Below are 3745 nucleotides of genomic sequence, written 5' to 3' on the forward strand. Positions count from 1 at the left end.
CTGGGCGTCCTTGTTGTTTGACCTGAGGATAAACCGATGAAGATCCGTAACTCGCTGAAGGCGCTGCTCACTCGCCACCGCGCGAACAAGCTCGTCCGCCGTCGCGGCCGGGTATACATCATCAACAAGGTGGACAAGCGCTACAAGGCCCGCCAGGGCTGAGACGGCGTTCATCGCGCTTTCGATTTCAAGGCCCGCCTCCGGCGGGCTTTGTCGTTTCCGGGGCGGGGAGCGATCAGCCGCCGCGAACGCGGTGGAGGGAAGACCTGCCGGTGGCCAGCGGCAGGATGTCGATTTCGACGCAGTTCCGGCGATTCTGCTTGGCGCGGTAAAGGGCGGCGTCGGCACGGGCAAGGGCCGCGTCCAGGGCCTCGCCTGGAAAGGCGACGGCGCCGCCGATGCTGACCGTCACCGGATGGGCCGGGGGCACGCCATGATGGGCGGTGGCGGCAAAGGCGGCGCGCAGCCGCTCGGCCATGTCGCGGGTCCGGATGAGGTCGGCGCCGGCCAGCAGCAGGACGAATTCGTCCCCGCCGAGCCGGCCGACCGAGTGGGGCGCGGGGGCGGAGGCGGCAGTCAGCACAGCGGCCAGATTCCGCACCACGGTGTCGCCGGCCTTGTGGCCGAACCCGTCATTGACGCGCTTGAACTCGTCGATGTCGCACAGCAGGACGGCGAAGGCCCCCCTTGGCGCGGCCGCGCTGGCGCGGGCGAAAAAGCCGCGCCGGTTCAGAACCCCGGTCAAGGGGTCGGTATGGGTCTGGATGCGCAGATCGTGCAGCAAATCACTGGTGATGCGCTGGAGGAACAGGACCGCCATCGACACCCAGCTCAGCATGGCCAGGATGCGGAAGCTCACGCCCCACCACGAGCCAGTCACCTCGGTCTCGTGCTGAAGGGCGCCTTCGAACAGATAGGTTGCCAGCGGACGGCCGACCAGGGCGAAGGCGGTGAGCCCAAAGGCGATGGCCGTGAGGCGGTCGACCGTATCGGCGCTGTCGGCGCGCAGCATGATATAGGCGCCATAGGCGAACATGATGGCCGCGCCCAGGCTGGAAAAGCTGCCGCGCGCGAGGATGGAGGGCTGGACGAAGCCGAACCACAACCCCGCCAGCAGCGTGAGGGCATAGATCGGCAGCAGCACGGGCTCGGCGCCCCGGCCAAGACGGCGCATGCTGCCGCGAACGGCAAAATAGGCCATGGCGACAAGCAGGGCATTGGCGGCAAAGGAGAACCAGGCGGCTTCAGCAATCGAAATGCGCACCAGCCCGATGCCGGCGCCCAGCGCCCCGAAGGCATAGGACAGGGCCCAGTCGAGAATATAGCCCTGCCGCTTCTGGGCCAGCCAGGAGCAGAAAAAGGCGACGGAGAGCGCAGCCGAGATAACTGGTAAACCCGCGGATAGTAGCTGCGATCGATCCATGGCCCCTCATTGCCAAGAAGCCGCTAATTTCCAGTAAAGGGGAAGCATCAAAATTTTGTTTGTGGCCAAAGCCTTGCGGTGGCATCGGCCCGCGGATCAGGCCCCTCCACCGGCGCGTGGCGAGCCATGCGGGGATGGATGCCGGCTCAAGGCCGGCATGACATCGCGGGTGGGGAAGAGATCGCTCAGCTCGAACCGGCGCCGTCCTGGCGGACGAAGGCGATGCGCAGCATGTTGGTGGCGCCGGGGGTGCCCAGGGGGACGCCGGCGGTGATGGCGATGCGGTCGCCGGGGCGGGCGAAGCCCTCCTGATAGGCGATGACGCAGGCGCGATCGACCATGTCTTCCAGATTGACCGCATCCTCGGTCTGCACGCAATGGATGCCCCAGACCACCGACAGGCGGCGGATGGTGCGCAGATTGGGCGAGAGGGCGATGATGGGCTTGGACGGCCGCTCGCGGGCGGCGCGGATGCCGGTGGAGCCCGAGGCGGTATAGGTGACGATGGCGGCCAGATCGAGCGTTTCGGCCACCTGGCGGGTGGCGGCGGAAATGGCGTCGGCGGCGGTGGCCTCCGGCTCGGTCTGGGCAGCGCGGATGATGCCGCGATAATTGACGTCGCCCTCGACGGCCACGGCCACCTTGTTCATGGTGGCGACGGCCTCGACCGGGTACTGGCCGGAGGCGCTCTCGGCCGAGAGCATGATGGCGTCGGCGCCCTCGAACACGGCGATGGAGACGTCGGACACCTCGGCGCGGGTGGGCACGGGCGAGGTAATCATCGATTCCAGCATCTGGGTGGCGACCACCACCGGCTTGCCATAGCGGCGACACATGCGGATCATGCGCTTTTGCAGGCCCGGAACGGTTTCGAGCGGTAGCTCGACGCCGAGATCGCCGCGCGCCACCATGATGGCGTCGCACAGCTTGACGATCTCTTCCAGCCGCTCGATGGCCTGGGGCTTCTCGATCTTGGCCATGACGCCGGCGCGGCCCTGCACGATCTTGCGGACATCGATGATGTCCTCGGGACGCTGCACGAAGCTCAGGGCGATCCAGTCGGCCTCGACGGCAAGGCCGGCGAGCAGGTCGGCATGGTCCTTCTCGGTCAAGGCGCCGGTGGGCAGGAGCGTATCGGGCAGGGAAACGCCCTTCTTGTCCGAGAGCTTGCCGCCATAGATCACCTCGGTCTCGATGGCGCCGCCGCCGACCTTGGTGGCCTTGAGCTGAAGCTTGCCATCGTCGAGCAGCAGCCGGTCGCCCACCGAAACATTCTCGATGATTTCGGGATGGGGCAGGTAGACGCGCTCGGCGTTGCCGTTGTCGTCCTTGTTGCTGTCGAGGGTGAATTTCTGCCCGGCGACGAGATTGACCGCGCCTTCGGCGAATTTCCACACGCGCAGCTTGGGGCCCTGAAGGTCGACCAGCACGCCCAGCGGATGGTTGAGGCGCTTTTCAACAGTGCGGATGCGCTCGACGGTCTGGCGGAGCAGATCGTGGCTGGCATGGCTCATATTGATGCGGAACACGTCCGCGCCGGCCTTGGCCAGCTCCTCGATCATCTTTTCCTCGTGGCTGGCGGGCCCGAGGGTGGCGAGGATCTTGGCGCGTCTCATGCGTCTCATTGCGTGTCCATGCGGTTCAATCGTTTCAGGGCTCGGGCTCTTCCGCATCGTCAAGCGGCGCATCGAGGGTGATGTCGTCGGGATCGACCAGAAAGGCCGGGTCTTCGAGATCTTCGCCGTCGGGCCCGACCACGGCCGGGCCACCGGCGCTGTCGGTCAACTGCAAGGTCCAGTCGGTCCGGCTCTGGGTATCGATTTCAAAGAACCCGGTGCGCTCATAGCCCCGGGCAAGGCAATCCTCAACCCCGAATATTGTGAAGGTTTCGTCACGAGTGCACATGAAGACCGAGCCGTCCCAGGCGCCTCCACCAATATCGTCCACGGCGTAGAGGTAATAAAAGCGCTTTTCCAGGTCCCCCTGATAGAGCACGCGGCAGTCGCCGGGCGGGGTCTGCCACCAGCCCTCGCTCATCCAGCCGCGCTCGGCGCGATAGCCCAGGGCCACCGAAACCAGATTGCCGGTTTCGTTGCAGATGCGCAGGTCGGCCCGCGCCGGCAGGGTGGAAAGGCCCAGGGCCAGGCACACTGTGCCGATCAGGGTGAAGCCGAGACGGGTCATGGGCAGACAAGCGCCAGCAATCATCGGAAAAACGAGCCTTCTTTGAGCCCATGGGGGCGTTGCGGTCAATGGCTAAAGCGCGCCGCGATCTTTCAGATTCGCTCCATGCGCTTTAGCCTTTTGTTTTTGCGCATGTCT

The 3745-nt window shown here is 65.7% G+C and carries 4 protein-coding genes; 1 reads left to right on the forward strand and 3 read right to left on the reverse strand.

The annotated features are described in order from the left end of the window. Positions 1–36: 36 nt before the first annotated feature. Positions 37–162 carry a type B 50S ribosomal protein L36 gene (ykgO, locus tag VDP82_RS15420; RefSeq protein WP_323015716.1) on the forward strand — a complete coding sequence of 42 codons (126 nt, stop codon included), beginning with the start codon at positions 37–39 and terminating at the stop codon, positions 160–162. 73 nt (positions 163–235) lie between these two features. Here ykgO and VDP82_RS15425 read toward each other — a convergent pair whose 3' ends face one another. The 3 genes from VDP82_RS15425 to VDP82_RS15435 form a co-directional block, all read right to left on the reverse strand. Further along, positions 236–1423: a diguanylate cyclase domain-containing protein gene (locus VDP82_RS15425; RefSeq protein ID WP_323015717.1), complete on the reverse strand. Its 1188-nt coding sequence runs from the start codon at positions 1421–1423 to the stop codon at positions 236–238. 185 nt (positions 1424–1608) lie between these two features. Further along, positions 1609–3048, reverse strand: coding sequence for a pyruvate kinase (gene pyk, locus VDP82_RS15430; RefSeq protein WP_323015718.1), 1440 nt, complete (start codon positions 3046–3048; stop codon positions 1609–1611). A 25-nt stretch (positions 3049–3073) separates the two neighbouring features. Further along, positions 3074–3607, reverse strand: coding sequence for a DUF1036 domain-containing protein (locus VDP82_RS15435; protein WP_323015719.1), 534 nt, complete (start codon positions 3605–3607; stop codon positions 3074–3076). Between the last annotated feature and the right edge of the window lie 138 nt (positions 3608–3745).

The sequence above is a fragment of the Devosia sp. genome (assembly GCF_034675085.1).
In the GTDB taxonomy this organism is placed as follows: Bacteria; Pseudomonadota; Alphaproteobacteria; order Rhizobiales; family Devosiaceae; genus Devosia.

Coding starts and splice junctions, on each gene's coding strand:
- pyk (WP_323015718.1), bottom strand. CDS start 3,048: ATGAGACGCATGAGACGCGCCAAGATCCTCGCCACCCTCGGGCCCGCC.
- ykgO (WP_323015716.1), top strand. CDS start 37: ATGAAGATCCGTAACTCGCTGAAGGCGCTGCTCACTCGCCACCGCGCG.
- VDP82_RS15435 (WP_323015719.1), bottom strand. CDS start 3,607: ATGACCCGTCTCGGCTTCACCCTGATCGGCACAGTGTGCCTGGCCCTG.
- VDP82_RS15425 (WP_323015717.1), bottom strand. CDS start 1,423: ATGGATCGATCGCAGCTACTATCCGCGGGTTTACCAGTTATCTCGGCT.